Source organism: Paenirhizobium naphthalenivorans, from assembly GCF_007992095.1.
Lineage (GTDB): Bacteria > Pseudomonadota > Alphaproteobacteria > Rhizobiales > Rhizobiaceae > Allorhizobium > Allorhizobium naphthalenivorans.
Map to the genome: position 1 here is coordinate 15,726 of NZ_BJZP01000010.1, position 24,610 is coordinate 40,335.

General features: G+C 61.6%; 26 protein-coding genes. 11 read left to right on the top strand and 15 right to left on the bottom strand.

What is annotated here, in order from left to right:
* Positions 1 to 53 precede the first annotated feature (53 nt).
* A complete protein-coding gene (gene odc2, locus RNA01_RS11710) occupies positions 54 to 1,187 on the bottom strand; it encodes an ornithine/lysine decarboxylase (protein ID WP_147180396.1) in 1,134 nt (377 codons plus the stop codon).
* A 538-nt stretch (positions 1,188 to 1,725) separates the two neighbouring features.
* Between odc2 and RNA01_RS11715 the strand changes: the two genes are divergently transcribed.
* The 3 genes from RNA01_RS11715 to RNA01_RS11725 all read left to right on the top strand — a co-directional run bounded on the left by RNA01_RS11715 (position 1,726) and on the right by RNA01_RS11725 (position 4,442).
* Positions 1,726 to 2,619, top strand: a complete 894-nt coding sequence (locus RNA01_RS11715; protein ID WP_147180397.1) for a LysR family transcriptional regulator — start codon at positions 1,726 to 1,728, stop codon at positions 2,617 to 2,619.
* Between the two features lie 90 nt (positions 2,620 to 2,709).
* The gene (locus tag RNA01_RS11720; protein WP_147180398.1) at positions 2,710 to 3,348 is read left to right on the top strand and encodes a DUF1007 family protein; all 639 of its coding nucleotides are present in this window, start codon (positions 2,710 to 2,712) and stop codon (positions 3,346 to 3,348) included.
* Entirely contained in the window at positions 3,342 to 4,442 is a 1,101-nt protein-coding gene (locus RNA01_RS11725) for a nickel/cobalt transporter (RefSeq protein WP_147180399.1), read from the top strand. Before RNA01_RS11720 ends, RNA01_RS11725 begins: the two co-directional genes overlap by 7 nt.
* Before the next feature lie 9 nt (positions 4,443 to 4,451).
* Here the strand turns inward: RNA01_RS11725 and RNA01_RS11730 are convergent, their stop codons facing one another.
* The 4 genes from RNA01_RS11730 to RNA01_RS11745 form a co-directional block, all read right to left on the bottom strand.
* Positions 4,452 to 4,667, bottom strand: a complete 216-nt coding sequence (locus RNA01_RS11730; RefSeq protein ID WP_147180400.1) for a hypothetical protein — start codon at positions 4,665 to 4,667, stop codon at positions 4,452 to 4,454.
* A complete protein-coding gene (locus tag RNA01_RS11735) occupies positions 4,664 to 5,359 on the bottom strand; it encodes a GNAT family N-acetyltransferase (RefSeq protein ID WP_147180401.1) in 696 nt (231 codons plus the stop codon). The genes RNA01_RS11730 and RNA01_RS11735 overlap by 4 nt, the downstream gene beginning before the upstream one ends.
* Before the next feature lie 83 nt (positions 5,360 to 5,442).
* A complete protein-coding gene (locus tag RNA01_RS11740; protein ID WP_147180402.1) occupies positions 5,443 to 6,138 on the bottom strand; it encodes a tellurite resistance TerB family protein in 696 nt (231 codons plus the stop codon).
* Between the two features lie 91 nt (positions 6,139 to 6,229).
* Entirely contained in the window at positions 6,230 to 6,868 is a 639-nt protein-coding gene (locus RNA01_RS11745) for a 2-dehydro-3-deoxy-phosphogluconate aldolase (protein WP_147180403.1), read from the bottom strand.
* Positions 6,869 to 7,024: 156 nt separating this feature from the next.
* On the opposite strand from RNA01_RS11745, the gene RNA01_RS11750 reads away from it, so the two are divergent.
* From RNA01_RS11750 to trhO, 6 genes are all read left to right on the top strand, one after another.
* Complete coding sequence (locus RNA01_RS11750) at positions 7,025 to 7,513, top strand: CYTH domain-containing protein (protein WP_147180404.1); 489 nt, start codon at positions 7,025 to 7,027, stop codon at positions 7,511 to 7,513.
* Entirely contained in the window at positions 7,497 to 8,408 is a 912-nt protein-coding gene (locus RNA01_RS11755) for a CHAD domain-containing protein (protein ID WP_147180405.1), read from the top strand. The genes RNA01_RS11750 and RNA01_RS11755 overlap by 17 nt, the downstream gene beginning before the upstream one ends.
* A 42-nt stretch (positions 8,409 to 8,450) precedes the next feature.
* Positions 8,451 to 9,146: a helix-turn-helix transcriptional regulator gene (locus RNA01_RS11760; RefSeq protein ID WP_147180406.1), complete on the top strand. Its 696-nt coding sequence runs from the start codon at positions 8,451 to 8,453 to the stop codon at positions 9,144 to 9,146.
* A gap of 62 nt (positions 9,147 to 9,208) precedes the next feature.
* Positions 9,209 to 9,574 carry a VOC family protein gene (locus RNA01_RS11765; RefSeq protein ID WP_147180407.1) on the top strand — a complete coding sequence of 122 codons (366 nt, stop codon included), beginning with the start codon at positions 9,209 to 9,211 and terminating at the stop codon, positions 9,572 to 9,574.
* Positions 9,575 to 9,577: 3 nt separating this feature from the next.
* Positions 9,578 to 10,051, top strand: a complete 474-nt coding sequence (locus RNA01_RS11770; RefSeq protein WP_147180408.1) for an EVE domain-containing protein — start codon at positions 9,578 to 9,580, stop codon at positions 10,049 to 10,051.
* A gap of 70 nt (positions 10,052 to 10,121) precedes the next feature.
* Complete coding sequence (trhO, locus tag RNA01_RS11775; protein WP_147180409.1) at positions 10,122 to 11,066, top strand: oxygen-dependent tRNA uridine(34) hydroxylase TrhO; 945 nt, start codon at positions 10,122 to 10,124, stop codon at positions 11,064 to 11,066.
* A gap of 15 nt (positions 11,067 to 11,081) precedes the next feature.
* Here trhO and RNA01_RS11780 read toward each other — a convergent pair whose 3' ends face one another.
* The 5 genes from RNA01_RS11780 to RNA01_RS11800 all read right to left on the bottom strand — a co-directional run bounded on the left by RNA01_RS11780 (position 11,082) and on the right by RNA01_RS11800 (position 17,175).
* The gene (locus RNA01_RS11780; RefSeq protein WP_147180410.1) at positions 11,082 to 13,280 is read right to left on the bottom strand and encodes a bifunctional diguanylate cyclase/phosphodiesterase; all 2,199 of its coding nucleotides are present in this window, start codon (positions 13,278 to 13,280) and stop codon (positions 11,082 to 11,084) included.
* Between the two features lie 166 nt (positions 13,281 to 13,446).
* The gene (locus RNA01_RS11785) at positions 13,447 to 14,226 is read right to left on the bottom strand and encodes a MetQ/NlpA family ABC transporter substrate-binding protein (RefSeq protein WP_147180411.1); all 780 of its coding nucleotides are present in this window, start codon (positions 14,224 to 14,226) and stop codon (positions 13,447 to 13,449) included.
* Positions 14,227 to 14,264: 38 nt separating this feature from the next.
* Positions 14,265 to 14,933, bottom strand: coding sequence for a methionine ABC transporter permease (locus RNA01_RS11790; protein WP_147180412.1), 669 nt, complete (start codon positions 14,931 to 14,933; stop codon positions 14,265 to 14,267).
* Positions 14,923 to 15,999 (bottom strand): methionine ABC transporter ATP-binding protein, encoded by a 1,077-nt coding sequence (locus RNA01_RS11795; RefSeq protein WP_174824547.1) that lies wholly within the window; start codon positions 15,997 to 15,999, stop codon positions 14,923 to 14,925. The genes RNA01_RS11790 and RNA01_RS11795 overlap by 11 nt, the downstream gene beginning before the upstream one ends.
* A 543-nt stretch (positions 16,000 to 16,542) precedes the next feature.
* Complete coding sequence (locus tag RNA01_RS11800) at positions 16,543 to 17,175, bottom strand: NAD(P)H-dependent oxidoreductase (RefSeq protein ID WP_147180413.1); 633 nt, start codon at positions 17,173 to 17,175, stop codon at positions 16,543 to 16,545.
* A gap of 163 nt (positions 17,176 to 17,338) precedes the next feature.
* On the opposite strand from RNA01_RS11800, the gene RNA01_RS11805 reads away from it, so the two are divergent.
* Positions 17,339 to 17,737: a winged helix-turn-helix transcriptional regulator gene (locus RNA01_RS11805; protein ID WP_147180414.1), complete on the top strand. Its 399-nt coding sequence runs from the start codon at positions 17,339 to 17,341 to the stop codon at positions 17,735 to 17,737.
* Positions 17,738 to 17,787: 50 nt separating this feature from the next.
* Here RNA01_RS11805 and RNA01_RS11810 read toward each other — a convergent pair whose 3' ends face one another.
* From RNA01_RS11810 to RNA01_RS11820, 3 genes are all read right to left on the bottom strand, one after another.
* Positions 17,788 to 19,161 (bottom strand): GH1 family beta-glucosidase, encoded by a 1,374-nt coding sequence (locus RNA01_RS11810; RefSeq protein ID WP_147180415.1) that lies wholly within the window; start codon positions 19,159 to 19,161, stop codon positions 17,788 to 17,790.
* Between the two features lie 146 nt (positions 19,162 to 19,307).
* The gene (locus RNA01_RS11815; RefSeq protein WP_147180416.1) at positions 19,308 to 19,727 is read right to left on the bottom strand and encodes a hypothetical protein; all 420 of its coding nucleotides are present in this window, start codon (positions 19,725 to 19,727) and stop codon (positions 19,308 to 19,310) included.
* 98 nt (positions 19,728 to 19,825) lie between these two features.
* The gene (locus tag RNA01_RS11820) at positions 19,826 to 20,995 is read right to left on the bottom strand and encodes a Gfo/Idh/MocA family protein (protein WP_147180417.1); all 1,170 of its coding nucleotides are present in this window, start codon (positions 20,993 to 20,995) and stop codon (positions 19,826 to 19,828) included.
* A gap of 193 nt (positions 20,996 to 21,188) precedes the next feature.
* On the opposite strand from RNA01_RS11820, the gene RNA01_RS11825 reads away from it, so the two are divergent.
* Positions 21,189 to 21,827 (top strand): CatB-related O-acetyltransferase, encoded by a 639-nt coding sequence (locus tag RNA01_RS11825; protein WP_147180418.1) that lies wholly within the window; start codon positions 21,189 to 21,191, stop codon positions 21,825 to 21,827.
* 216 nt (positions 21,828 to 22,043) lie between these two features.
* Here RNA01_RS11825 and RNA01_RS11830 read toward each other — a convergent pair whose 3' ends face one another.
* Positions 22,044 to 23,096 (bottom strand): sugar phosphate isomerase/epimerase family protein, encoded by a 1,053-nt coding sequence (locus RNA01_RS11830; RefSeq protein WP_147180419.1) that lies wholly within the window; start codon positions 23,094 to 23,096, stop codon positions 22,044 to 22,046.
* 98 nt (positions 23,097 to 23,194) lie between these two features.
* Positions 23,195 to 24,505: a xylose isomerase gene (xylA, locus tag RNA01_RS11835; RefSeq protein WP_147180420.1), complete on the bottom strand. Its 1,311-nt coding sequence runs from the start codon at positions 24,503 to 24,505 to the stop codon at positions 23,195 to 23,197.
* Between the last annotated feature and the right edge of the window lie 105 nt (positions 24,506 to 24,610).

Here is a 24,610-nt window from a genome sequence, read left to right on the forward strand (position 1 = left end):
CTTGCGCCGCGCCGGTTCAACCGGCGCGGTCATAGGAAAGGTCCAGGAGGACCTTAGATAACGTAGGACCGTAGCGGCTCGAAACCGTTGAACGCGACCGCCGAATAGGTCGTCGTGTAGGCACCGGCGCCCTCGATCAGAACTTCGTCGCCAATCGTCAGAGAAACCGGCAGCGGATACATGTTCTTCTCGTACATGACGTCAGCCGAATCACAGGTCGGACCGGCGAGCACGCAAGGCTCCATCGCGTCGCTATCGCGCTCCGTGCGGATCGGATAGCGGATCGCCTCGTCCATCGTCTCGGCCAAACCGCCGAACTTGCCGATGTCGAGATAGACCCAGCGGTGGTTGTCGTTGTCCGACTTCTTCGAGACAAGAACGACTTCCGCCTTGATCACGCCCGCATTGCCGACCATGCCGCGACCCGGCTCGATGATGGTCTGCGGGATATGATTGCCGAAGTGCTTCTTCAGCGCTCCGGCGATCCCACGACCATAGGCCTCCGCCGACGGAATGTCGCTCAGGTACTTGGTCGGGAAACCGCCACCCATGTTCACCATCTGCAGGTGGATGCCCTGCTTGGCGAGCGAGGTGAAGACGCGCTTGGCATCGGCCAGGGCCACATCCCAGGCATCGACCTTGGTCATCTGCGAGCCAACGTGGAAAGACACGCCGAACGAGTCGAGACCGAGCTGATGCGCGTAGACGAGCACGTCGACGGCCATCTGCGGCACGCAGCCGAACTTGCGCGACAGCGGCCATTCGGCACCTTCACCGTCGGTCAGCACGCGGCAGAATACCCGAGCGCCGGGCGCTGCACGGGAGATCTTCTCCACTTCCTCATGGCTGTCGGCGGCAAACAGATCAACGCCGAGGGCGTGGGCGCGGGCGATGTCGCGCTCCTTCTTGATCGTATTGCCATATGAGATCCGGTTTGCAGTCGCGCCGGCATCAAGGGCCATCTGGATTTCAGCGACGGAAGCGCAATCGAAGCTTGAGCCCAAAGAGGCGAGCAGCTTCAGGATTTCCGGAGCCGGATTGGCCTTGACGGCATAGTAGATCGAGCTGTCCGGCAGGGCGTGACGGAAGGCGTCGAAATTGTCGCGCACGACGTCGAGGTCAACCACAAGGCAGGGACCTTCCGGACGTCGGGTATTGATGAAGTCGAGGATACGAGCGGTGGTCATGGGTCTATCCCTCTCAAGTTCCAAGGTTCCCGCACTCGTTGCCGAGCACGGAAGGACAAAGGACGACGAGAACCCGCTCGAAACCAGCCGGTGGAGACGCTGGTACCGTACGAGCGCTCGAAGCGCTAATAATGAACCGACACCCTGCCAAGAGCGTCAATTCGGCTTTGTCTGCCATGGATTGGTGGGATTACCCGACCGCACTTCCGGCAATGATGGTGTGCCTCTTCAGTGACCCCGGCTGATGGAAAGCCGGAAGAGAACCAGAAAGGCCCGCACCGTCGTTGCTTCAAGATGTCCTCGCATTTCCCGGTTGGCCGGAATAGCGACTGGAGGGGTTAGTTCCAGGTACCTTACCGATGACCTCACCTAATCGAGGGTCGGCGGACACCCACAGGCACGTGCGACTTTGGGCAGACCGGAGATAAGAATGTTCGCAGTCATAATCAAGCGTTTTTTTGAGCATGCCGGCAGAAATCAATTGAACGACCTCGCGGTTATGTTCACAATTCGAGCACAGTCTCAGAGGATCCGACCCATGGACACATTGACGCGCATCCGAGCCTTTATCGACGTCGTCGAGGCCGAGGGTTTTTCCGCCGCCGCGCGCAAGACCGGACGGTCCAAAGCGCTTCTGTCGAAATATGTGCGTGAACTGGAGGACGAACTTGGCGCCTTGCTGCTGAACCGCACGACGCGGCAGTTTTCGCTGACCGAAGCCGGACACACTTACTATCGCAGCGCGACCGAAATCCTCAAGGAGATCGACAGTCTGGCGGACCTCGTCCGCGAGAACAACACCGATCTCAGGGGCAAGCTGAAGGTCACCGTGCCGCGCACCTTCATCGATGCCGAAGTGGGCCAGTCGCTAATCGATTTTGCCACCGCTCATCCTGATCTGTCGCTCGAAATCGTTGCCGAGGACCGCTTCGTCGATCTGGTCGAGGAGGGTTTCGATCTGGCGATTCGCATAACCAAGCTCGACGATTCGGCGCTCATCGCCAAGAAACTCTCGGACTTCCGTGTCTATGCCTGCGCCACACCGGCCTTCGTGCAGCAGCGTGGACCGCTCAACCACCCGCAGGATCTCTCAAGGGTGCCGTTCCTTGTCGACACCAACTCCCGCTCGCATAACAGCGTGCGCTTCATCGACCCCGATGGTTCGGTGATTTCAGTCAGTGTAAACGGACCGATCGAGGTCAACAGTCCACTCGCCACCCTGCGCGCCGCACGCGCCGGCCTCGGCGTTGCGATGATTCCGGACTTCATTGCCCGCCCCTATATAGAAAGCGGCGAACTCGTCTCCCTGTTCGACGACTATCTGCCGAAGGATCGCGGCATCTATGCCGTCTACCCACATCGCCGTTATCTGCCAGCCAAGGTGCGCGCCTTCGTCGACTTCCTTCACAACTGGTTTCGTTCGCGCGGCTGACGCCACTGAACTCCAGGGGCAAGAGGTCCCATTTCGGTCGAAATTGTCAGACAGGAAGAAGCGGGATTCGGGCGCAAAGGCGAGAACGGCATGAAAATACGACTGGCACTGATCATGGCACTCGTCGGCGTGCCTCTTCCTGCCTTCGCTCATCCGCATATCTTCGCCGAGGCCCGCCTTGAGATTATCGCCGGTGCGGACGGAACGATTTCCGAACTGCGCAATGTCTGGCGCTTCGATGACGTCTTCTCCTCCAGCGTGCTGATGGATTTCGACAAGAACAGCGACCTGAAGCTGGACCATAGTGAACTGAACGAGATCGCCAAGACGATTAGCACCTCGCTTGCCGACTATGGCTTTTTCACCTCCATCACCAGCAATGGCGCAGCCGTTGCTGTCGACAAGCCGGACGTCTTCAACGTCGACTTCAAGGACAACCAGCTCCTCGTCTTCTTCATCGCCAAGCCGGAAAAGACACTGCCGCTGAAGGGCAAGCTCAGCATCGGCGTCTATGACCCGACGATGTATACGGCAATCGACTTCGAAAAAGACGAGGACATCACCACCGAAGGCGACGGCTTCAAGGCCTGCAAGCGCGCGGTAATCCGGCCCGATCCCGATACGGTCCTTGCCCAGAACCAGGCAAACCTGACCGAGGCCTTCTTCAACGATCCGGCCGGCACCGATATGAGCAGACTGTTCGCCACCCGGCTCGAGTTGACATGCTGATGGGCCGTTTGTTCACTCGGGTCGTCTCGACCACGGCGCTTCTGCTGCTCGCCGCCTCGCTCGCACATGCCGCCTCCCCGCTCGGGATCGGCACGGCCGAACCTTCTTTTCAGGTCACAGGCCCCTTCGCCGGCTGGCTGGCCTTTATCAACGCGAACCAGCAGGCGTTCTACCGCTCGCTCACCGGCGCACTGAAGGCCATGCGTCAGGATTCGGGCCAACTATGGACATTGGTCGGCCTTTCCTTTGCCTACGGCATCTTCCATGCGGCGGGCCCCGGTCACGGCAAGGCGGTCATCTCCTCCTACATGATCGCCAACGAGACTGAACTGAAGCGCGGCATAGCCATCTCCTTCGTCTCTGCCTTTCTCCAGGGCGTGGTGGCGATCGTTCTGGTCGCCATCGGCTATGCCGTCTTGCGCGGCACGTCCATATCCATGACAGACGCGACGCAGGCGATGGAAATCGCCAGTTTCGCCCTGGTCATCGCCTTCGGCGTCTGGCTGCTGCTGCGTAAGCTGAAATCGCTATGGATCGCGCGCCGCGCACCGGTCAGCGCCGGGCTATTCGACACATCGGCGACGACCGGTATATTTGGGGCACCCGCGCCGGTACCCGCCCCCCACACGCCCTCCGGCAAGAGCAATGGCTCCCGACTGTCGTTCCAAGCCCTGGCCGTCGAACACGGCCATGACCGGCTCGCCCCCGGTTCGGCCTGCCCCGATTGCGGCATGACCCACCTGCCTGACCCACGCCTGCTGTCAGCGAAAGACTTCAGCCTGCGCGCAGCATGGTCGGCGATCATCGCCGTCGGCCTCAGGCCCTGCTCCGGCGCGCTACTGGTGATGACTTTCGCCCTGTTGAACGGGCTCTATCTTGGCGGGATTCTATCCGTTTTCGCCATGGCGCTCGGCACGGCGATTACCGTCTCGGCGCTTGCCACTCTTGCCGTTTCGGCAAAGGGTCTGGCCGTCCGGCTCTCTGGCCCGGGCTCCACGACCGCCCGGCATGTCGCCGACACGATCGAGATCCTCGGCGCCCTTGCAGTGATCGCTCTCGGCGCCCTGCTGCTCGCCGCCGCCCTCCAGCCGTGAACCGGGAGACTACTGCTGGTCGCGCCGTCGCTGGTAGCGAGCTCTCAGCCACAGGACGATAAAAAAGGACATGATGCCGACGGTGCCGACCGCCGCCGCAAGCACCGGCGAATAGCCGCCAATCCACAGCACCAGCTTCGGCAGGCCAAGCAGCACGAGACCGAAGCCGAGAACGATAGCGAGTGCCGCATAGGCAGCCGACCGGTTGCTACCGCTCCCGCTCATGCCGTCGCCCCCTTGGCAAGATCAGCCCGGATGTCCTCAAGCCTGCGCACCTGCTGGCCATCGGCACCGAAGTTCTCCGGCGCAAGCCAGGCCTTAAAGGCGGCCCCGATCAGCGGCCATTCGCCATCGATCATCGAGAACCAGGCGGTATCGCGGTTCTTCCCCTTCGACAACATGTGCTGGCGGAAAACACCCTCGAAGGTGAAGCCGTAGCGCTTGGCGGCCGCCTTGCTCGGCTCGTTCTCGTTGTGGCACTTCCACTCGTAGCGGCGATAGCCGAGATCGTCGAACACATGGCGCGCCATCAGGTAGTGCGCTTCCGTGGAGATCGGCGTGCGGCTCATCGCCGGACCATGGGCGACCGCGCCCACTTCCACGACACCATTGGCCGGATCGGCACGCATGTAGCTGGACATGCCGACGACCTTACCGGTCTTGTTGTCACGGAAGACGTGCGCCACCCACCCCCAATTGGTCTGGACGCTGTCCAGCCATTTTTCGAAGTCTTCGATGCCGGAAAAATCGTAATTGGTGAAGTAGAGCAGCAGCGGATTGATGCCCATGCCACCGAGACCCTCCCACAGAGCTTCGAGATGTTTCGCCTTGTCATAGGGCTCGACGGTGACGAAACGGCCTTCGAGCCGAACCGGTTGCGGCGTCGGGCAGCCTTTGAATGTGGAAAGATCGCGCATGTTTGCCTCTTGCTGTGTCGGCAAACGATTAGGCCAGCCGCCCGGCAAAGGCAACTGGCCAAAGAATCGCGATGCAGAATGCGTCAGACCTGGGCGGCCGCAACAGTCGCCTCGATATGGTCGACCAATCCGTCGGCAAGGCCGAGCCGACCTGCCAGCATGTCAAGATAACCGCGCTCGGCCCGACTGTCTGGATCGATCGCCAGTCGCGACGCGGTGTAGAGCTCGACCTTTTGCTCCTCGCTCACGGCCGCGCCGACCAGAGCGTCGACATCGATCGGCGCAGCCAGTTCCGCTTCAATAAAGGCCCCGGCCTCCGCACCAAGCCCGGAGAGCTGGATCTTGTCCATAATCCGAGCGCGCTCGGCCGCGTCGATATGGCCGTCGCACTTGGCAGCGGCGATCATGGCGCGCACCAGCGTCAGGGCGAAATCATTGGAAGCGGCGGGCGTCTCGACACTGAACGGCGAACCAGCCGGTGGTGGCAGAAGCTTTGGCTCCACCTCGGCGGCATCCTGCGGCGCCTTGCCGGCCTGGTAATTCTTGTAGGCTTGGTAACCGAGACCGGCAATCGCCGCGAGGCCACCGATCTTCAGCGCGCCGCCCGCCAGTTCGCGCCCGGTCTTGGTACCGAGGAGCATGGCGACGATGGCGCCGGTGGCAAGCGGGTTGTCCTTGGCGAGTTGTACGGCATCGCCGGCCTTCTCTTTCACCGTGCCGGTTGTGCCCGGCACCTGGGCGCCGAGAAATTGGTCAAGCAGCTTCTTCGCGTCGAACATCGGGATCTCCATCGGCTTCAGTCTCGACCGCTAGATAGGTGGTCGAGACTGAAAATACAAAGAGACCCCAGGGTTTTCGATGGCGTGCCTGTCAGCCCGCGAGCGCGCCCGCCTCGGCAGCCAGCCTGGTGATGCCGGCCCAGTCGCCTGCGGCGACCAGCTCCTTCGGCGCAACCCAGGAACCGCCGACGCACACCACGTTTGGCAGCGACAGGTAGTCCCTGGCGTTCTTCAGCGAGATGCCGCCGGTCGGGCAGAACAATGTACCGGCAAGCGGCGAGGAAAGCGATTTCAGATAGGCGGCGCCACCGGCCTGCTCGGCGGGGAAGAACTTCAGCACCTGATATCCCTCTTCGCGCAGTTGCATGACTTCGCTGGCAGTCGCCGCACCGGGAAGCAACGGAATGTCCGAAGCCCGCGCCGCGTGGATGAGTTCCCGCGTCGTACCCGGACTGACAATGAACTGCGAACCAGCCTTGACCGCCGCTTCGAAATGCGCGGGGTTGAGGATCGTACCGGCACCGACCACAGCGCCCTCGACTTCCGCCGCGACGAGACGGACCGCCTCGAGCGCCGCTTCGGTGCGCATGGTGATCTCGATCGCCTTCAGCCCGCCCGCCACCAATGCCCTGGCAAGCGGCACAGCGGCGGCCGCATCCTCGATGATCAGCACCGGCACGACCGGCTGGAGCTTCAGGGTGGAAAGGAGCTTTTCGGTTTTATCAGTCACGGCCGGCCATCCATTTCAAACGATTGAATTCCACGGAAGGATTAACGCGATCCCGTGTCATTGTCGAGACAAATGAGCGCGCTAAGGATCATGGGCGTTTGCATGGGGTTCCAAGTGCGTTAGTGTTGAAACAGGTTTTTGACGGTGGACAGCGAGATGGCAAAAGAAATCGAGCGCAAGTTCCTGGTAACCAGCGACAAATGGCGCGAGCAAGCGACATCCGCGACCGCGCTGCGGCAAGCCTACCTCTCCGTCAATCACGACCGCTCGATACGCGTACGCACCAGCAATGACGAGACGGCCAAGCTCACCATAAAATTTGGCAAGACCGCACTCGTTCGCGACGAATTTGAATACGATATACCCTTCGCAGAAGCCTTGGAAATGATCACCTTCGCCATTGGCATCGTCATTGAGAAGGTCCGCTATACGGTTGAGGTCGGCGGCTTCACCTGGGAAATCGACGTTTTCGAGGGCGCGTTCCAGGGACTCGTCATCGCCGAAGTCGAGATGAAATCCGAAGACGACCGGCCGGAGCTGCCGGGCTGGCTGGGTCGCGAGGTCACGGGCGACCGGCGTTATTCCAACCAGGCGTTGGCCACTGAGCGGCTCAAGCCCGAGGTCGTGCATGCCGTATCGAATTAGGCCCGACCAACCCTTGGGCGAGGCGGTTCGCGGCGCCGCGACCGAACAGCTGGCCGATGCGATTTCGGCTCTCGAACAGCAACCGCAAGGTCTTCATGAAGCCATTCACGAAGCACGAAAGAAGTTCAAGCGCGTCCGCGCGCTCTACCGTTTGGTCGCCTGCGATCTGAAGGAGTTCCGGACCACGGAGAACACGCGGTTGCGCGACGTCGCCCGCACCCTGTCCGTGGTGCGTGATGCGACAGCCCTTGTGGAAACCGTCGCCTACCTCCAGGACCGGGCGGTGAACGACGAGGAGAGAAGCGCACTCGCCCATGCCCGCGATGTCCTGGCCGAGCGCCGCGACGCCTTGGCACGTGCCGAGACCGACCTGCCGGGAAAAGTCGCGGCTGCGATTGCAACCTGCCATGAGGCGATCGCGGCGATCGAGACGGCCAACTTTCCGAAGCGCCCGCGCAAAACGGCCAGATTGCTGGCGACGGGCTGGGCAAAAGGGTTGGCCCGTGGCCGGGCGGCGCTGGAGGATTGCCATCACAGCGTTCACGAGGAGGTCTTTCACGAATTGCGCAAGGCCTCTCAATCCTATTGGATGAACCTTTCGCTGCTGCGCGGCATCTGGCCCTCGGCCATGAATGCCAAACGCGCCCAAGCCAAGATGCTGGTGGAAACGCTCGGCCACGAACACGATCTGGCCCTGCTCGCCGGGTTTCTCGATCGCGAGACCGGCCTGATCGGCGGTGGCGAGGAATTCTCCCACCTTCTTGGCGCGATCATCCGGGAGCAGCAGGAGTTGCGTCGCAGTGCGTTGGCACTCGCGGAGCACGTTCTAGGCGACACGCCGGAGCGGGAGGGCATGATCATCGAGGCCCTGTGGATTGCGGCCGCAGCCGAATAGGCCACCGCCACTTTTTGACAGCATGACCGGTATAATCGCACAATGAGTCGCTCCGCACGCCTTTTGTTCCTGTTGCAAATCCTGCGGCGCCATCGCCGGCCGGTGAGCGGAGCCGTGCTGGCATCGGAACTGGGCGTTTCGCTGCGCACCCTCTATCGCGACATCGCCATCTTGCAGGCGCAGGGTGCCAATATCGAGGGCGAAGCGGGCGTCGGCTATGTGCTGCGTCCCGGCTACATGTTACCGCCGCTGATGTTCTCCCGCGAGGAAATCGAGGCGCTGGTCCTCGGCGCCCGGCTGGTGACCCAGCGGGCAGACCGGGGACTGGCGCTTTCCGCCCGCGATGCCCTGGCCAAGATCACCGAAGTCCTGCCGGGCGAACTGCGCGACGAGCTTGTCACCAGCACGCTGCTGGCGGGCCCCGCCCCCCATCGGCCGGAGGATCGTGTCGACCTCGCCCGCATGCGGCAGTTCATCCGCTCCGAGCAGACGTTGAAGATCGCCTATCGCGACGAAAAGGGTGACGCAACCGAGCGGGTGATCTGGCCCTTCGCCCTCACCTTCTTCGAAGGCGCACGCGTGGTCATCGCTTGGTGCACGCTGCGCAACGACTTTCGCAGCTTCCGCACTGATCGCATGGACCTCATGGAGGAGCCGCTCGGCCGCTACCCGAAGCGTCGGATGCAACTGCTCAAGACCTGGCGACAGCAGAAAGGGATTCCCGAGCGGATGCTGTAGGATGCTGTCATTTTTTGGCAGCATGTCGTCGTAGTGTCGGGCTCTCAACACAGGAGAAGCCAATGACACCGAACCTCATCATCCTCTATGTCGACGATCCGGATCGTAGCGCCGCTTTCTATGAAAGCCTGCTCGGCGCCAGACCGGTCGAGCGCTCGCCGGCCTTTGCCATGTTCATCTTCCCCGGCGGCATCAAGTTGGGCCTCTGGTCCCGCAAGGCCGTGGAGCCGGTCGTGGCCGGAGGCACTGGCGCATTCGAGATCGATGTGCCTCTGTCGAATGCCGCCGAAGTCGATGCGGTCTTTGCCCGCCTGTCCACCGCTGGTCACACGATCCTGCTGACACCGACCGATATGGAATTCGGCCGCAACTTCGTCGTCGCTGATCCGGACCACCACCGCATCCGCTTCTACAATCCGCCGGTGTGACCGATGGCCTGGATCATTGTTGCCTCTGCCGACCACGTCGCAAGAGGGGTTGAAGGCGGGTTCGTCCAGTCCTGCCATGGAAAGGATGCGCCGCTGAGGCGCATCCGGACCGGCGAGACCGTGATCGTCTACTCCCCAACCAAGGTCTTTGGCGCCAAGGATCGCCTGCAAACCTTCACCGCGATCGGCACGATGGAGGAGCGCGTACCCTACCGGGTGGAGATGAGCGCCGCCTTCCATCCCTTCCGGTCCGACGTCGATTGGCGACCTAACCGATCCGTTCCCATAAAGCCCCTTCTCGACCAGCTGGAACTCACTCGGGGCAGGCGAAATTGGGGCCATGCCTTCCGCTTCGGCACTGTCCGGATCTCTCAGGCGGACGCCGACATTATCGCCGCGGCGATGGAGGCGCCCCCTGTGACCGGCAGCGGAGACCCGCCTGAGCAGGCGACATTCCTTCCCCTGCTCGGCATTTGACAAAATTCAAAGTACGGCCCGACACGCGAAAATCGTTGCGCGGCAAGGGCCGAGGCAGTATTCCCCGGCCATGACAGATGATCTCTTGACCCCTCGCCACGAAGAGGGCGGCGCCTTCTGCGTCGCCGCGCTCTACCACTTCGCCCGCTTCCCGCGCTTCGAGAGCTTTCGCGCGGAACTCGATGCCGTCGCCCGTGAAAATGGCATCAAGGGCACGTTGCTGCTGGCCGCCGAAGGTATCAATGGCACCATAGCCGGCACCGACGAGGGCATCGCCAAGATCCTCGCCTTCATCCGCTCGCAGCCGGAATTCGCGGAGTTGGTGCACAAGGAAAGCCGCGCGGCGAAAATGCCCTTCCTGCGCATGAAGGTGCGCCTGAAGAAGGAAATCGTCACGATGGGCGTCGAGAACATCGACCCTAACAAGATCGTCGGCACCTATGTCGATCCGAAGGATTGGAATGAACTGATCTCCGATCCCGAGACCATCGTCATCGATACCCGCAACGACTATGAGACGGCGATCGGCATCTTCAAGGGCGCGATCGACCCGAATATCAAGACATTCCGCGAATTTCCCGACTGGATGCGCAACAATCCCGGCCTGCACAACAAGCCGAAGCTCGCGATGTATTGCACCGGCGGCATCCGTTGCGAGAAGTCGACGGCCTTCGCCAAGGAAATGGGCTTCGACGAGGTCTATCACCTCAAGGGCGGCATCCTTAAATATCTCGAGGAAGTGCCGGCGGAGGAAAGCCTATGGGATGGCGCCTGCTTCGTGTTCGACGAGCGCGTGTCGATCACCCATGGCCTGAAGCAGGGCGAGCACACGCTCTGCCATGCCTGCCGCTATCCACTGACGGCGGAAGAGGTGAAGTCACCGCTTTTTGAGGAAGGTGTCTCCTGCCCGCATTGCTACAAGGATCGGACGGAAGCGGACAGGGATCGTTATCGCCAGCGGCAGATGCAGATCGCGCTCGCCAGGAAACGCGGCGAAAAGCACATCGGCAGTTGAGGAAAGCGGCCGCGCTCAGGGCGTGTGGGCGCGCCTGCCGGCTGAGCGGCGGCGCCGGTCCTCGATGGCCTCGGGTGCACTGGGCTTGCCAAACAGATAGCCCTGCAACTCGTCGCAACCGGCAAGCCTGAGCGCCACGGCCTGTTCCTCGGTCTCAACCCCCTCGGCCGTGACCGGAATCCCCATCGAACGGGCAAGCGCCACAGTTGCCTGCAGTGTCTCGACCGCATTCTGTCCGCCATCCAGCGCCGAAACCATGGACCGGTCGATTTTCATCCGGTCGAAGCCGAACTTGCGCAGATAGCCCACGCTGGAGAAACCGGCGCCAAAATCGTCGAGCGCGATCTGCACGCCGATCTTGCGTAGCCGCTCGAGTGCCTGGATGGCGCGCTCTGGGCTGCGGACGAAATAGGTTTCGGTCATTTCCAGCACCAGATGATGCGGATTCATGCCCGTATCGGCAAGTACGGCGGCGACCCGGCTGGCAAAGGCGGGATCGCGGAACTGCCCCGGCGACACGTTGACCGAAAGCCCGAGTTCGGGCCAGGCCCGCATCTGCGCGCATGCCTGCCTGAGGACACTGATCCCGAGCGCATCGATCATGCCACTGGCCTCGGCAACCGGAATGAACACGTCGGGCGGAACCAGGCCATGCCCCGCCCTGTTCCAGCGAGCCAACGCCTCGACGCTGACAAGCTCGCGGTCTCGTACATCGACCACCGGCTGGTAGACCACGGTGATTTCGTCGTTGTCGATGGCGGCCCTGAGATCAAGCTCCAGGCGGTTGCGTTCTTCCCGCTCGTCATCCATCCTTGGGTCATAGGAGGTCCAGCGGCCGCGACCGTTCTCCTTGGAACAATACATGGCCATGTCCGCGCGGCGGACCAGTTCCTCGCCCTCCGTCGCGCCTCCCGCCGACACGCAGAGGCCAATGCTGCAGCCGATGATGGCAACGCGTTCGCCGATCGAAAAAGGTTCGCCTAGGAATTCCAGGATGCTGTTGCACAGGCTGACCGACCGCGCCTCCGCGTTCGCTCCCGACACGACGATGGCGAATTCGTCACCGCCGACACGAGCGATGGTGTCGCCCTCGGCCACCAACGTTCTCAAACCTGCCGCCACACCCCGGATCAGTCGATCGCCGGTTGCGTGGCCGTAGGCATCATTGACCTCCTTGAAGCCGTCGAGATCAAGATAGAGCAGCCCAACATCCTCGCCGGAAAGACGCGCCCGCCCGACCCGGTCAGCGAGCCCGACAAACAGGCCCTCCCGATTGGCAAGACCACTCAGGCGATCGGTACGTGACATGCGCACGGCGGCGGCCTCATCGGCGCGGACGCGCCGTAGTTCCTTGGCGCCGACCAGCACCAGCAACAGGCAATAGATGCCAACGATCACCGTTGCGCTGGTGACGAGCGGCCGTACCTGCTCGCGGCTGATGTCGCCGGGTGCACGTGGCTCCCAACCCAGCGCGCCGAGCCCGTAACCAGAAGGGGAGCGGATATTCACCCGGTGCGAAGCAGTGATATAGGCAGGCGTCAGTTGAAGACCTGGCAGAACATAGGCTTGCCCCACCCGCGCCACCGTTTGCGCACTCAGATGCCGCATAAAGACCAGATAGGCAGGGTTTGCGGGCGGCTCGAGATTATCGCTCGACTTCATCCGGATCATCGCAATGCCGGCAGCCGCCACACCCTTGGCCGTTTTGGTGAAACCGACCATCTGCGGCATCCGCCCGGCCGGCATCGACTTGACCTGATCGAGCATCAGCCTGACGTCCGCATTGACGAATTGCTCGATCGGCTCGGTGATCGGCTCGCCATCGGAATAGGCCATCACGCTGCGACCATGCTGGTCGAGAAGGATTGCGACGTCGAACAGGTCGCTCTCGAAGGTCATGTCACCGAAATTACGGACGATCCAGTCGGCGTCCTGCTTATTGTAGACATACTCGGCGGCGTCGTCCCAGTTCGCGTAGTCATTGAGCGTGGCGCCAAGCTGGTATTTGAAAGTGCGAATGGCCCCCGTCACCGTCTCGCGCGATCGCTCTTCATCGAGGCGGTTGGCGTAATCTGCTACCCGGTCCAGTGCGGTCAGTACGATGCTCGTCACAATCACCCCAGTTGCGGCAAAGACGAGCAGCATGAGCATCACCGCGAAGCGGCGATCGAATGAGGCGTGGCGCCGCCTGAGTTTGAACGCACTGAAACGCATAAGCCGACCTTGGAATGATAGGCCAGCCTGCCGCAGAATGTGTTCAATTTGACTTAACGCAAGATTGCGACAAGGCCTCAAAGGGCCCGCAACGTATGAAAAACCTCCCCCGACAAAGTCGGGAGAGGTCAAAGTTCCATCCGGCCAGTAACCGAATGCTCAGCCGTCACCAAGCGGCGACGATAGCACCCTTGAATTCTTCAGCGATGAATGCCTTGATCTCGTCGCTGTGGTAGGCCTCGACGAGGGTCTTGACCCAGGGGGCATCCTTGTCGGCCGAGCGTACGGCGATGACATTCACGTAAGGCGCCTTTTCACCTTCGATGGCAATCGAATCCGTCTTCGGGTTGAGGCCGGCCTCAATGGCGTAATTGGTGTTGATCACCGAGGCATCGACGTCGTCGAGCGAACGCGGCAACTGGGCGGCATCGAGTTCGACGAGCTCGATATTCTTCGGATTTTCGATGACGTCGGCCGGGCCGATCTTCAGACCCTTGGCGGCGTCGACCTTGATCAGGCCCTTGTCGGCAAGCACCAGCAGCGCGCGGCCGCCGTTGGTCGGATCGTTCGGGATGGCGATCTTGGCGCCTTCGGCCAATTCATCGAGGCTCTTCACCTTCTTGGAATAGACGCCCATCGGAAAGTTGACGGTGGGGGCGACGCTGACAAGATCGAAGCCACGGTCGGCGACCTGATTGTCAAGATAGGGCTGATGCTGGAAGGAATTGGCGTTGAGGTCACCATCGGCCAGCGCCTGGTTCGGCACGACATAGTCGGAGAACTCGAGGATCTCGATGTCGAGCCCCTTGGTCGCGGCCACCTCCTTCACCTTCTCCATGATCTGCGCATGCGGACCGCCGGTCACACCGACCTTGATGGTTTCAGCCAGGGCCATGCCGGCGGAAAAGAGAGCGGCGAGAGAAGCCGCGAGGATCAGTTTCTTCATGGAAATCACTCCTTGGGTTTTCTGAAGAAGGAAATGTTTCAGTTCTTGCGACTGCGCCTGTCGAAGCGCCGCGCCAAGTGATCGCCTGCGCTCTGTACCGCCTGGACGAGAACGATCAGCACGACGACCACCGCCAGCATCACGTCCGGCATGAAGCGCTGGTAGCCGTAACGGATACCAAGATCGCCGAGCCCGCCGCCGCCGACCGCACCGACCATCGCTGAAAAGCCGATCAGGCTGACCAGCGTCAGCGTCAGTGCCAGCACGATGCCAGGCCGAGCCTCGGCGAGAAGCACCTTGGTGACGATCTGGAGCGGCGTTGCACCCATGGCCCGCGCCGCCTCGATCAGCCCCTTGTCCACTTCGCGGATCGAGGCCTCGACAAGGCGAGCGACGAAAGGAATCGTGGCGACGGTCAGTGGCACAATGGCCGCGGCCGTGCCGATCGAGGTCCCGGTGATGAACCGCGTGAACGGAATGATCGCCACGACGAGGATGATGAACGGCGTAGAGCGCGCCGCGTTGACGATTAGCCCGACGATGCGGTTGACGGCCGGCGCGGCGAAAAGCTCGCCCTTGCCGCTGGTCGCCAGGAAGACACCGATCGGCAAGCCGATCACCGTACCGATCAGGCCGGCGACCGTGACCATCTGCAAGGTCTGCCACAGCGCCTTGGCGAGAAGACTAAAGAGCATGTCAAACGCCATAACCGAGCACCTCCTTGGCAAGACCGGTCTGCTGGTAGAAGCGGCTGGCGCGCTCCAGCGTGACCGGATCGGCGGGATAGGACACGACGAGCGAGCCGAAAGGCTCCCCGGCGATCTCGTCGATCGCACCGGCGAGAATATTGACATCGGCGCCAAGCTCGGCGACCAGCCGCGCGGTCAAGGGCTGGAAAGCCGTCTCGCCGAAGAAAACCAGCCGCACCAGGGCACGATCACCCGGCGCCGGCTCGGATTTCAGATCCGAACGGATCCATTCGGGCAGCTTGGCGCCGATCGAGGCGGAAAGCTGCGCCTGCGTCGTCTCGTGTTTCGGCGCGGTGAAGACGTCGAAGGTCCGGCCATGCTCGACGATCAGCCCCCGGTCGATCACCGCGACCTGCGAAGCGATGGTCTTCACCACTTCCATTTCGTGAGTGATCAGAAGAACGGTGAGACCGAGATCGCGGTTGATGGTCTTGAGAAGCTCGAGGATCGACTGGGTCGTTTCCGGATCGAGCGCCGAGGTCGCCTCGTCCGACAGCAAGAGCTGTGGTTCGGTGGCGAGTGCCCTGGCAATGCCGACACGCTGCTTCTGGCCACCGGACAGTTCCGCCGGATAGCGTCTCGCCTTGTCGGCAAGCCCGACCAGATCCATCAGCGGCTTTACCCGCGCGTCGATGGTCTGCCTGTCCACGCCGGCGATCTCCAGCGGCAAGGCGATATTGTCGCGCACGGTACGCGAGGACAACAGGTTGAAATGCTGGAAAATCATCCCGACTTCGCGGCGAAGCGCGCGAAGGGCGGCATCATCGAGCCCGCCGACATCGACGCCGTCGACCAGCACCTTGCCGGATGACGGAAGCTCCAACCCATTGACCAGCCGGATCAGGGTCGATTTGCCCGCACCGGAGCGGCCGATGATGCCGGTGATCGCGCCTTTCGGCACGATATAGTCAATGCCCGCCAGCGCGGTGAAAGCCGGCTGGCCTTTCGTGCCGCCGAAGCGCTTGGTGACGCCTTCGAAGGCGACCATGGGGCGCTGGGTAAGTTGATCAATGGGCGCACTCATCGGAAGCCTCCATTCGAGGCGCAGCGCGGTATGGATCGATTGGTCATGGAAGTCTCTTCGGTGAGCGCCGCGTCACGCGGCAAAGATGATGGCCTGCCGGATGGTCTATCGCGACATACACTTTCGGACGATTCTGCGCCGCTCTAGCATCTTTGGTTTCACCTTTTCAAACCCGCCGGCGCAGATCAGCCCTGCATTGCGGAAAACTGATCCGCTTATGCCACCCGGTAGCGCGCTGGAACAGACATGATTTTCCGCGCCATTGGCGATACGGCGGAATATTCGTCCAAATCCATTGAACTGCACTCCGTTTCCGACAGCCGTTTCCTGAACCGGCGACATGCAAGCCAGCAGCCCTTGAGCACTCACGGAAATCATACCGCCCCTTTTCCGCATCAAAATACGGCTACTCGAAGGGGCTGACCGGCGGGCCGGGTGCTTGTTCCCACCAGTGCCCGAGGGCGTTGAGCAGCTGATCAGAAGCTCTTCGCCCGCAAGCTGAAAGGCGCGCCCACCCGTAAGCAGGCGCCCTTTTATTCGCGATTAGTTCAAGACGGTGACGAATTTCTCCTTGGGACGACGAACCTTCTTGAGGTTCACCAGCCAGTCGCCTTCCGCCTCGCGATAGCCGAGCGGCATGATGGTGACCGAGCGCAGACCGCGCTCGCGCAAGCCCAGGATCTCGTCGAGCTTGGCGGCATCGAAGCCTTCCATCGGCGTTGCGTCCACGCCTTCAAAGGCCGCAGCCGTCAGCGCAATCCCAAAGCCGATATAGGCCTGACGGGCGGCATGCTCGAAGTTCACCTGCGGATCGCGCGGGACATAGGTGTTGAGCAACATCTGGCGATAGTTTTCCCAGCCCTCGTTGATCAGTCCGCGTTCCTCGTTGACCAGATCAAACATCGCATTGATGCGGTCCGCCGTGTAATTGTCCCAGGCGGCGAAGACCAGCAGGTGCGAGCCATCAGTGACCTGGGCCTGGTTCCAGGCGATCTCGCGGATCTTGGCCTTGGTTTCCGGGTTCTTCACAACGATGATCTCGTAGGGCTGTAGACCGCTGGAGGTCGGCGCGAGACGGGCGGCTTCGAGAATGCGTTCGACCTTGTCTTCCGCAACCGGCTTGGTGGGATCCATCTTCTTGGTGGCGTAGCGCCAGTTGAGCTTTTCGAGTAGCAAGATAGTGCCTTTCCTGGTTATCCGCGCGTATCGCCCTTGCCCCCGGGAGGCTGGGAATGGGCGAAGCACATTCGGTATATTTTCGTAACCTGGTCAAAATAGGTAACTTGAAATCCGACGCAAGAAGGCACATTTTTGTAACCGGTGACCAAGGGGGAGGACGATGCCGAAACACTACGACCTGTCAAAATGCCAGACGGTCAGCGAGATGCTGTCGCGCATCGGCGACAAGTGGAGCGTACTGGTCATTATGATGCTGGGTGACGGACCGTCGCGTTTCAGCGACCTGAAGCGCGCGGTTGTCGGCGTCTCGCAACGCATGCTGACGCTGACGCTACGCGCGCTCGAACGCGATGGATTGGTGAAACGCACCGTCTATCCAACCGTCCCGCCACGTGTCGAATATGAGCTGACCGAACTCGGCCAGTCACTGCGCGGTCCAATTCAGGCAGTCGGCGGCTGGGTGTTCAACAATCATGACAAGATCCACGCCGCCCGGACCGATTTCGACAAGCGCAACAACATCGAGCACGCCGATACGAAACTCGCTCGCCTGGGCTGACGGGCCAAGCCCTGCCGTTGTGCGCCGGCTTGACCGAGACGAGCCGGAACTCACCCCGCCTTGTGATTGCCCTTGGGGAATTGCGCGGCAAGCTCACCATACCACTTGCCGCTTTTCTTTACCGTGCGCACCTGGGTGCCGTAGTCGACATGGACGAGGCCGAAACGCATACGATAGCCTTCGGCCCATTCAAAATTGTCCATCAGGCTCCACGCGAAATAGCCCCTCATCGGTATGCCATCCTTGATCAGATCGGCGACGACGGAGAGATGCTCGGCGTAATAGTCGAGCCGCGGCTGATCGTCGACCTCGCCGTTCTCCACCTCCATGTTGTAGCAGGCGCCGTTCTCCGTGATGTAGCAGACCGGTAGTTCGTAGCGGTCGTAAAGCCCCTCAACCAGCGACTTGAGCGCCGGCGCATAGACTTCCCAGCCAATATCCGTCTTGACCTTGGAGACCGGCGGCGCACCGATGGTCGCGGGGAATTCCGCGCCCGGCGTTGGATCGTCGGCGACCCGCATAGGCGTATAATAGTTCAGCCCCCACCAGTCGAGTTTCTGGCCGATGACCTCCATGTCGCCGGCTTCGATCGTCGGCAGCCGGTCGCCGAGTGCCGACAGGAAGTCGGCCGGATATTCACCCTTGAACACCGGATCGAAAAACACACCGTTGTGGAACTGGAAGGCTCGCTCGGCGGCGACCTTGTCAGCCGCACTGTCGGAACCGGGAATGACCTCATGAGCATTCAGCACCAGGCCGGCCGGGACCTGAGGCGCCACCTGACGGATCGCATCGATACCGAGGCCGTGCGCCAGATTGGTGTAGTGCAAGGCATGCAGCGCCGCATCCATGTTCCTCTCGCCCGGCGCATGCACGCCGTAAAGATGCGACAGCCAGACAGAGCACCACGGCTCATTGAAGGTCGCGACCGCATCCAGTCGGTCGCCGAGCCGGGCCATGACGATCTTGGCGTAGCGCTGGAAGGCATAGGCCGTCGAGCGCGCCGTCCAGCCGCCATCGCCCATCAAGGCCAATGGAAGATCCCAATGGTAAAGGGTGGCGAACGCCTTGATGCCGCGATCCTTCAACCCGTCGATCAGCCTGTCGTAGAAGTCGAGCCCGGTTTCGTTGATCCGTCCCGTTCCCTCCGGAATAACGCGCGGCCAGGCGATCGAGAAGCGATAGGCCGATTCGCCCATGTCCTTGATCAGATCGAGATCGGCTTCCCAGCGGTGATAGTGGTCGCAAGCGACATCACCGTTCTGCCGACCATAGACGTGGCCCGGCATATTGGCGAAAGCATCCCAAATCGACGGCTTGCGGCCATCGGCTTTGGAGGCTCCTTCGATCTGGAAGGCGGCGGTCGCCACGCCGAAGGTGAAATCGCCGGGGAAGCGGCTTGCGAGGAGCTTGGGATCGATCATGGGGCCCGCCGATAGGGTTGCGCGGCCCGTAAGCCGTCGTAAAGCGGCGATTTAACCAAGCCCGGCGGGCTTGTACAGAGCAGCCCACAGGAATCTGTAACGTTTCAGCCCAGTAAACCTCGACAAGAGCATGATCGACAGGGCCATTACGCCCCGAACCAATGCCTCTGGAAGATCGCCTTGACCACGCGCATACGCCCCTCCATACGGATCTCCATTGTCATATGAAGACGGTCGCCACGGAGAATGAAGTCAATCGAGAACGGCCGCCCGCGCAAACCGCTAGTGAGCGTCGAACTCCACCGGCCATCACCACGCAGCATGAAACGTCCCTCAGACACACCGGGCCGCAGCGTGGCGGACCAACCATTATTGGCCGCCACGGAGAGACCTTGGTCGCCGTCGACGAAGACGATCTCGCATCGATCACACCTTCCCGCGTTGGACGCCACTTGCTTCCACGGTCCGATATAGTCGTTGAGCTCTGTAGCCGCATGCGAGAGCGGAACGCAGCAAACGACAACCATCAAGATTGCCGAGCAGATCAGTTTGGAGATCAAAAGCATCCAAGCCTCTATTTCCTTCATCACACGAAACTCTCAAGAAACGGCTGCCATTTGCGCGCGAGTTGATCAGATCCCGTTCGGTCGGCAGGGTCGTACAGTCACACCTTCACCCACGCCCCATTCTTCTTCGATGACGTCACACAGGCCTCGACGAAGGCCACCCCCTTCACCCCGTCGTCAATGGTCGGATAGGTGACCGCCGGGTCGACCGGCTGGCCGGACTTGACGGCATTGATGGCCGCCGCCGCCTCCACATAGATCGTGGCAAAGGCCTCAAGATAGCCTTCAGGATGGCCACTTGGAATGCGCGTCACGCGCTGGGCGGCCGCACCAGCGCCGGCGCCGCCTCGCGTGATCAACTGCTTCGGCTCGCCGAGCCGAGTGAACCACAGGTAGTTCGGATCCGCCTGCACCCATTCGAGACCGGCCTTGGTACCATAAACGCGGACCTTCAACCCGTTCTCATGGCCGACCGCCACCTGGCTGCACCACAACAGCCCCTTGGCGCCACCCTTGAAGCGCAGCATCACGTGGGCGTTGTCGTCAAGCTGCCGGCCGTCGACGAACGTGTGTACGTCGGCAGCGAGTTCCTCGATCTCCAGACCGGAGATGAAGCAGCCGAGATTATAGGCATGGGTGCCGATGTCGCCTGTCGATCCGCCGACACCCGACTGCTTGGGATCCGTGCGCCAGGCCGCCTGTTTCTGGCCGGTCTGCTCGATCGGCTCGGCCAGCCAGTCCTGCGGATATTCCATCTGCACCAGCCGGATTTCGCCCAGCGCACCCGATAGCACCAGTTCGCGCGCATGGCGCACCATCGGATAGCCGGTGTAGTTATGGGTCAGCACGAAGAGGGCCCTGGAAGCGTCGGCGACCGCCTTGAGCTTCTTCGCATCTTCAAGATTTGACGTCAGCGGCTTATCACAAATCACATGGATGCCGCGCTCGAGAAAGGCCTTGGCCGCCGGATAGTGCACATGGTTGGGCGTGACGATGGACACAGCCTCGATGCCGTCCGGCCGCGCCGCTTCCCTCTCTGCCATCTCCTCGAACGAACCGTAGCAACGCTGCGGATCCAGTCCCAATTCGCGGCCGGACGCGAGCGACTTCTCCGCCGTCGAAGACAACGCGCCAGCCACCAGTTCGAAGCGGTCGTCCAGTCGTGCCGCCATACGGTGCACACCGCCAATGAAGGCACCCGAACCGCCACCCACCATGCCGAGCCTGATCTTCGCGATCCGCTCTTCTGTCTTTCCCTCGATCGCCATGAAGTCCTCCCTTGTTTCTCTGATGCGGCGCGGCTGGATTTGCCAGCGATGCGACGCTATTATGTGTGTCTGAATGAGAAGGATGCCCTGACAGTGACCCTCTGAGGACCCGCCTCAAGCGAGGCAGAAGCAACAGACCGCCAGTTCTCCCCCGGGCGATTGCGGTCCCTGTTCACGCTCGAAAGGTCTTCAAATGCCCCTTCTCAATCCCGAACTCGCATTTCCCATCACGCTTGCCGGCGGCACGCCCTACCGGCAGACCATGTACCTGAAGAATGTCATCGACCATCCCCGCATGGAGATCGGCGATTTCAGCTACTTCAGCCATTCCGCGCCCGCGGAAGAGACAGCGGACATACTTGCCCCCTATCTTTATCCCTTCAGCCGGGAAAAACTCACGATCGGCAAATTCGTGCAGATCGCCCGCGGCGCCTTCTTCATCACCTCGTCCGCCAATCATGCGATGGGCGGCCTCACCACCTATCCGTTTCGCGTATTCAACCCGGACACCATTGGAGGCTACGATGACTTGCCGTTCAAGGACACAGTCGTCGGCCACGACATCTGGATCGGCCACAACGCTACGATCATGCCCGGTGTGACGATCGGCCATGGCGCCATCGTCGCCGCCGCCTCGGTCGTGACCCACGACGTGCCGCCCTATGCCATCGTCGGCGGCAACCCTGCGCGACTGATCCGCATGCGCTATCCCGACGAGGTCATTGCCGAACTCCTCCAGACCGCCTGGTGGGACTGGCCGCTGGACAAGGTCGAGGCGAATCTTGCCGCTCTCGAGTGTGGTGACATCAAGGCATTGAGAGGAGCCCGCTAGCGCTAACCTCTTGTCCACCTGACGTATCCGTCCGCCGAAGCCCACCCGTCCGTTCACCTTTCCTCAAGCCCCCCCCTCCGCCTGCCGCCATCCGCCCACAATGGGGGGAGGGAGAAAGCTGAAAGCGCCGGCCCTTCGAAATCGGGGATACGCGGCGCGGCGGGTTTAATCCCTCCCCCCTTGTGGGGAGGGATTGGAGAGAGATATTACTGCTGATTACAGCCCCAGCATCCGGCGGTTGGCCGCATCGTCCGTGCCGCCGGCGGCGAAGTCGTCGAAGGCATGGTCCGTCACCCGGATGATGTGATGCCTGACGAACTCGGCCCCCTCGCGCGCGCCGTCTTCGGGATGCTTCAGCGCGCATTCCCATTCGACCACGGCCCAGCCGTCAAAATCGTTGGCTGCCATCTTGGAAAAGATCGCGCCGAAATCCACCTGGCCATCGCCGAGCGAGCGGAAGCGTCCTGCCCGGTTCACCCAGCTCTGATAGCCGCCATAGACGCCCTGACGCCCGGTCGGATTGAACTCGGCATCCTTGACGTGGAACATCTTGATCCGCTCCTTGTAGATGTCGATGTTGTCGAGATAGTCGAGGCATTGCAGCACGTAATGCGACGGATCGTAGAGCATGTTCGCGCGGGGATGGTTTTTAACCCGCTCAAGAAACATCTCGAAGGTCACGCCGTCATGCAGATCCTCGCCCGGGTGGATCTCGTAGCAAACATCGACCCCCTGCTCGTCGGCGTAATCCAAAATCGGCGCCCACCGCTTCGCCAGTTCATCAAAGGCGACCTCGACGAGACCGGCGGGACGCTGCGGCCAGGGATAGAAATAAGGCCAAGCCAACGCCCCGGAAAAGGTCGCATGGGCATTGATGCCGAGATTGCGCGACGCCTTGAGAGCATATTTGACCTGTTGCACGGCCCATTCCTGGCGGGCCTTGGGGTTACCGCGCACTTCCGGCGCGGCAAAGCCGTCGAACGCCTCGTCATAGGCCGGGTGCACGGCAACCAGCTGGCCCTGCAGATGGGTGGATAGCTCGGTGATCTCGACGCCGTTCTGGCGTGCGACGCCGGCGAGTTCGTCGCAGTAATCCTTGGATTCGGCCGCCTGCTTCAGGTCGATCAGTTGGCCCGCCCAGGTCGGCACCTGCACGCCGAGATAGCCCTTGTCGGCCGCCCATTTGGTGATCGCATCCCAGGAATTGAAGGGTGCCGCATCACCCGCAAACTGGCCGAGAAAGAGGGCTGGCCCCTTGATCGTCTTCATGATTTCTCCTCCCCTGAGCATTCCTGCAACGTTGCAGTTTTCCTATCAAAGAATGCCGCCGGGGAAAACCTCTCTTTCCCCGGCGGCGTACACTGCGATCAGACGTAGCGGTTGACCACGTTCTCGAGGTATTCCTGACGACCCGATTTCGGCTCGGGGTTGATGTCGGCGTCCTCGACCATTTTGGCGATCGCCTCGAGCGAGAGTTCGCCGCGCAGCATGCGCTGCGCCTCCGGGCTGTCCCACTTCGCATAGCGCTCCTCCAGCGGCTTCGACAGGGCGCCATCTTCGATCATCCTTGCCGCCGCCTTGAGGCCGCGGGCGCAGCAATCCATGCCACCGATATGGCCATAGAGCAGGTCGGCTGGATCGAGCGACTGACGACGGAGCTTGGCGTCGAAGTTCGTGCCGCCCGTGGCAAAGCCGCCGCCCGCGAGGACGTGGTAATAGGCAAGCGCCATTTCCGGGACATTGTTGGGGAACTGGTCGGTATCCCAGCCGGACTGGTAGTCGTTGCGGTTCATGTCGATCGAACCAAAGATGCCGAAGGCATTCGCCATGGCGAGTTCGTGCTCGAAGGAATGGCCGGCGAGGATCGCGTGGCCCTGCTCGATATTGACCTTCACCTCCTTCTCCAGCCCATGCTTCTGCAGGAAGCCGTAGACGGTCGCGACGTCATAGTCGTACTGGTGCTTGGTCGGCTCCTGCGGCTTGGGCTCGATCAGGATCGTGCCCTTGAAGCCGGTCTTGTACTTGTACTCGACGACGAGATTGAGGAAGCGTCCGAGCTGGTTAAGCTCGCGCTCAAGGTCGGTGTTGAGCAGCGTCTCATAGCCTTCGCGACCGCCCCAGAGCACGTAGTTCTCACCGCCCAGACGCATGGTCGCGTCCATGCAGGTCTTCACTGTCGCCGCAGAGAAGGCGAAGACATCCGGATCGGGATTGGTCGCGGCTCCCGACATGAAGCGGCGGTTGGAGAAGAGGTTCGCCGTGCCCCAAAGGAGCTTGACGCCGGTCTCGGCCTGCTTTTTCTCGAAATAATCGACGATCTCGTTGAGGTTCTTCGTGTTCTCGGCGAAATTGCGACCTTCCGGGCGCACGTCCGCGTCATGGAAGCAGTAGTAGGGTGCGCCGAGCAGCTGGTAGAATTCGAAGGCGACATCGGCCTTCATCTTTGCCGCTTCCATTGTGTCGGAGAACCACGGGCGTTCAAAAGTCTGCCCGCCGAACGGATCGCCACCCGGCCAGGTGAAGCTGTGCCAATAGGCGACGGCAAAGCGCAGATGGTCTTCCATCCGCTTGCCCATAACCACCTCATCCGGGTTGTAGTGGCGGAAAGCCAGCGGATTGCTGCTCTCCGGCCCCTCGTATTTCACCTTGGCGATGTCGCCGAAAAATCCTGTCGACATGGGAACTCCTCCTGTTTGTTTTTCGAATGCAGTTCAGTGTTCAGCGTGGCGGCGATAGGCCCTCCCCTCCGCCACCGCTGGCCTGCGGGGTTGCCATCTGGTCTT

Excerpts from the sequence above, each read along its gene's own strand:
- odc2 (WP_147180396.1), bottom strand. The coding sequence starts at position 1,187 with ATGACCACCGCTCGTATCCTCGACTTCATCAATACCCGACGTCCGGAA.
- RNA01_RS11715 (WP_147180397.1), top strand. The coding sequence starts at position 1,726 with ATGGACACATTGACGCGCATCCGAGCCTTTATCGACGTCGTCGAGGCC.
- RNA01_RS11720 (WP_147180398.1), top strand. The coding sequence starts at position 2,710 with ATGAAAATACGACTGGCACTGATCATGGCACTCGTCGGCGTGCCTCTT.
- RNA01_RS11725 (WP_147180399.1), top strand. The coding sequence starts at position 3,342 with ATGCTGATGGGCCGTTTGTTCACTCGGGTCGTCTCGACCACGGCGCTT.
- RNA01_RS11730 (WP_147180400.1), bottom strand. The coding sequence starts at position 4,667 with ATGAGCGGGAGCGGTAGCAACCGGTCGGCTGCCTATGCGGCACTCGCT.
- RNA01_RS11735 (WP_147180401.1), bottom strand. The coding sequence starts at position 5,359 with ATGCGCGATCTTTCCACATTCAAAGGCTGCCCGACGCCGCAACCGGTT.
- RNA01_RS11740 (WP_147180402.1), bottom strand. The coding sequence starts at position 6,138 with ATGTTCGACGCGAAGAAGCTGCTTGACCAATTTCTCGGCGCCCAGGTG.
- RNA01_RS11750 (WP_147180404.1), top strand. The coding sequence starts at position 7,025 with ATGGCAAAAGAAATCGAGCGCAAGTTCCTGGTAACCAGCGACAAATGG.
- RNA01_RS11755 (WP_147180405.1), top strand. The coding sequence starts at position 7,497 with ATGCCGTATCGAATTAGGCCCGACCAACCCTTGGGCGAGGCGGTTCGC.
- RNA01_RS11760 (WP_147180406.1), top strand. The coding sequence starts at position 8,451 with ATGAGTCGCTCCGCACGCCTTTTGTTCCTGTTGCAAATCCTGCGGCGC.
- RNA01_RS11765 (WP_147180407.1), top strand. The coding sequence starts at position 9,209 with ATGACACCGAACCTCATCATCCTCTATGTCGACGATCCGGATCGTAGC.
- RNA01_RS11770 (WP_147180408.1), top strand. The coding sequence starts at position 9,578 with ATGGCCTGGATCATTGTTGCCTCTGCCGACCACGTCGCAAGAGGGGTT.
- trhO (WP_147180409.1), top strand. The coding sequence starts at position 10,122 with ATGACAGATGATCTCTTGACCCCTCGCCACGAAGAGGGCGGCGCCTTC.
- RNA01_RS11780 (WP_147180410.1), bottom strand. The coding sequence starts at position 13,280 with ATGCGTTTCAGTGCGTTCAAACTCAGGCGGCGCCACGCCTCATTCGAT.
- RNA01_RS11785 (WP_147180411.1), bottom strand. The coding sequence starts at position 14,226 with ATGAAGAAACTGATCCTCGCGGCTTCTCTCGCCGCTCTCTTTTCCGCC.
- RNA01_RS11790 (WP_147180412.1), bottom strand. The coding sequence starts at position 14,933 with ATGGCGTTTGACATGCTCTTTAGTCTTCTCGCCAAGGCGCTGTGGCAG.
- RNA01_RS11795 (WP_174824547.1), bottom strand. The coding sequence starts at position 15,999 with ATGAGTGCGCCCATTGATCAACTTACCCAGCGCCCCATGGTCGCCTTC.
- RNA01_RS11805 (WP_147180414.1), top strand. The coding sequence starts at position 17,339 with ATGCCGAAACACTACGACCTGTCAAAATGCCAGACGGTCAGCGAGATG.
- RNA01_RS11810 (WP_147180415.1), bottom strand. The coding sequence starts at position 19,161 with ATGATCGATCCCAAGCTCCTCGCAAGCCGCTTCCCCGGCGATTTCACC.
- RNA01_RS11815 (WP_147180416.1), bottom strand. The coding sequence starts at position 19,727 with ATGCTTTTGATCTCCAAACTGATCTGCTCGGCAATCTTGATGGTTGTC.
- RNA01_RS11820 (WP_147180417.1), bottom strand. The coding sequence starts at position 20,995 with ATGGCGATCGAGGGAAAGACAGAAGAGCGGATCGCGAAGATCAGGCTC.
- RNA01_RS11825 (WP_147180418.1), top strand. The coding sequence starts at position 21,189 with ATGCCCCTTCTCAATCCCGAACTCGCATTTCCCATCACGCTTGCCGGC.
- RNA01_RS11830 (WP_147180419.1), bottom strand. The coding sequence starts at position 23,096 with ATGAAGACGATCAAGGGGCCAGCCCTCTTTCTCGGCCAGTTTGCGGGT.
- xylA (WP_147180420.1), bottom strand. The coding sequence starts at position 24,505 with ATGTCGACAGGATTTTTCGGCGACATCGCCAAGGTGAAATACGAGGGG.